This is a genomic window from Dehalococcoidales bacterium (assembly GCA_028716225.1).
GTDB lineage: Bacteria > Chloroflexota > Dehalococcoidia > Dehalococcoidales > UBA5760 > UBA5760.
The window spans coordinates 1-2854 of the sequence record JAQUQE010000136.1 but is presented as its reverse complement, the minus strand read 5'-3'; the positions used below and the strand labels follow the sequence as shown (position 1 = coordinate 2854).

2 protein-coding genes are annotated in these 2854 nt (G+C 52.4%); both read left to right on the top strand.

What is annotated here, in order from left to right; all coding sequences use genetic code 11:
- Window positions 1–104: 104 nt before the first annotated feature.
- A complete protein-coding gene (locus tag PHI12_14805) occupies window positions 105–674 on the top strand; it encodes a hypothetical protein (protein MDD5512056.1) in 570 nt (189 codons plus the stop codon).
- A 48-nt stretch (window positions 675–722) separates the two neighbouring features.
- The coding region (locus PHI12_14800; GenBank protein MDD5512055.1) for a hypothetical protein at window positions 723–2854 on the top strand (2132 nt) is incomplete at its 3' end.

Genomic DNA, 2854 nt, shown 5'->3' with positions numbered 1-2854 from the left:
TGCCTTCGATGGGCGCGTATGAGAGGATCGGTGCCGAGCCGTCATTGCTTGCGGCTTCGCATTTTGCGATGCAAGGAGCGATGTAATAATGAAAGGATGAAGACATGGATGAAGAGATGAAAGATCAATCGATTGATGGGATTCCTAAGCGAACTTACGGAGAGATAGAGGAGCTTCTTCGTATTGTTACCAAGATTGCGAGTCGGGATGTAAAGCATCGGCGAGACATTGCTTTTATCAAGCGAGACTTGAAGTACATCCTAGATCCGGTGGAAGAGGCTCGTGACATCCCTCCCGAGATGAAGCAGTATAACGAAGAGCATATCGCTATCTTGCGTAAACACGGGACACCTATGGGCGCTGGTGGGTATTCGGTGGCGCAGGCAAAGCTTCCTGAGGTTCAGGCGCAGATTGCGGTGCTGAATGAGAAGTATGCGGATGCACTGAAAGCGGAGCAGGTTCGAGTCAGGCAGATCGAAGAGATGATGCAAGAAGAGATCGAGTTTGATGTCATGCCGCTCAAGGAAGAGTGGCTGGGCGACAACATAGACAGTAACGATTTCGAGCGGCTTTTGGATCTGGACTTCCTGGATCTGAAGTCGGATGGCGATGCCGGTCAACAGGACGAGGTTAGGAAGGCTCGAAATCGCAGGAAGGCGCGGAAACGCAAGTAACAGGAGGACGCGCACTTGAGTGCGCTACCTTTGCAGTAGGGTGAGCAAATGGCAGTTGTAACTACTTCGGCGATAGATAAGACGAAAATCAAATTCCGTTTTGCGGAGCCCTACGCTTCCGAAGGTGCCAATATCCAAGCGGGTGTGAATCTGGCTGGGGCATATCGAGGTGGTATCGTCAAGCAGAACAGTCCGGCCGGGGAATCGTTTTTGGTCGGGACCGAAGAGAACGAGTCGATAATACTCCATAGGAACAAAGCCACAGGTATATGCACGGTGGTGCGGCTGACGAGCGATGTGGTGATGAACCTGGGTGGCCTGGTGTGGCCGATTGTTTCGGAGACTACCTTGGCTGTGTTCGTAGATGTTGACTACGATACCGGCGTAGAAACAGAGGGGTATATTGGGGTCGTAGATAGCTTAGGTGAAGTGCCGACAAACGGGGTCATGCTGGGGATCATCGTTCTTCCAGCGGGCGCTACGTCAGTTTTGAATAGCTACGTGAACACGTCCGGTGGATTTCGGGCCAAGGTAGCTCGAAAGCGCGGTGTGATTTGCCGGAAGATGCTCAGTGTTTCTGCATCGCCGGGGCGCACTCGTTTTCAGATTCCGGACAAGGTTTCGTTTGTCAATTCCTTGGACAACAAGACGCGGGTGTCCATACGGGCAGCGTCGAATCAATTTTTTGCTCCCTTGCGCGGTAGCGATGGTGGACAGATCGCGGCCGGAGCATGGTACGCCGATGAGGTAGGCGGATCTCCAATCGGTCCTGGATCGCTGGATGGCGATCAGTGCTACCAAAATCCGTGGATAGAGCTGAATTTCGCGAACACGGTGGATGTTGATTGCGACGATGCGTTCAATGCCATCTATTATGCTTATGTTCCGTTTGATGAATTAGGCGTTTACAACTGGAATGTGGGAAATATAGGTTTGCACACCAACGAGGTTTGGGGCAAGTCTCACACGGGAACGCCAGACAGCTTGTCGACCGATACATTGGTCAACCAGATTGCGACAATACTTTCCTTGATCAACGGCAGAATCCGCAAGTTCTATCCGGTCGTCGCGACATCGGTCTGGCAGTTGTTGTGGCGGTCGAACAACGTGGTGAACGACGCCGATGTTACAAGGACTACCCTGTCGATTTATTGGAATCAGGATGGGTTGGCGATTGCACAGGGCGGATACTTAGGCAACGACGGGCAGTGGAAGTTGTTTGTGCCGTCCGGTAGCTCGACGGGTGACGTGTCGCTCTTTACCTATGCTCTTGGAGACTCCAAGGTGTACAGGAAAGACGTAGCGGCGGTTCCGGCGGAGTTGCGTCTGAACGTAGCGGCGGATTGGGATACTTTCGAGTTTAAGACTGGCGATACAGGGGATGAGCAGTGGGGCAACACGGCTCGCAGGTTTTTGTTCGACCAGTACATGCTGATGCAGATGAACGGCTTGGCGGCGACCGTCGACAATCCGACGTACATCAATATCCTGAACCTAGCCAACGGAAATATTTGGGCGTGCTATGGAGGGTCGGCGGTAGCGGAAGAAAACGAATTCGTCTTGAGCTTCGGCTGCAAATGGTATGACTCGAGTGCAAAATGGGTTGCGACAAGCGGCACGGCGATGGATGCCTATGCGCTCAAGATTGGGCGCAACGCTGTTTCGTTGATGAGGAAATCCAAGGATGACGCCGATTACGGTACAGGATGGACCGCGTTTTCCAATTATTTTTCGTTCGACTACGATGGTGCTATTCCGAGGATGTTCACTCGCAACATGCCACAGCGCATTCTGGTGCCGTTCAAGGTTGTCATGAGTGAAGCGTATGTTCGGGCAATGAGAGACCCGGCGTATACCGGACCTACGCTGTACGAGGTTGTCAACTTCATGCGTCGCCACGCGATTCCGACGAGCTTTGCGTGGGCGAAGCTGTCTGGCGGCGAGAATACGCTGACGAGCCTTACGGTCTCGGATGCCACGACGAATATGGCGAAGGTAAGCGGCCAAATAGATATTAGGCCGCATCTTGATCAGGTTGAAATATACTCGACCCTTTCGTCTGGAACGATAGTGGTGTCTGGATATCATCCTATATCGGTTGGGATGAAAATAGCCCTTAGAGGCACAGGGCAGAATAGTTCTTGGACTATTACTGCCATAGCGTATTCGACTACGCCTGA

Excerpts from the sequence above, each read along its gene's own strand:
- PHI12_14805 (MDD5512056.1), top strand. The coding sequence starts at position 105 with ATGGATGAAGAGATGAAAGATCAATCGATTGATGGGATTCCTAAGCGA.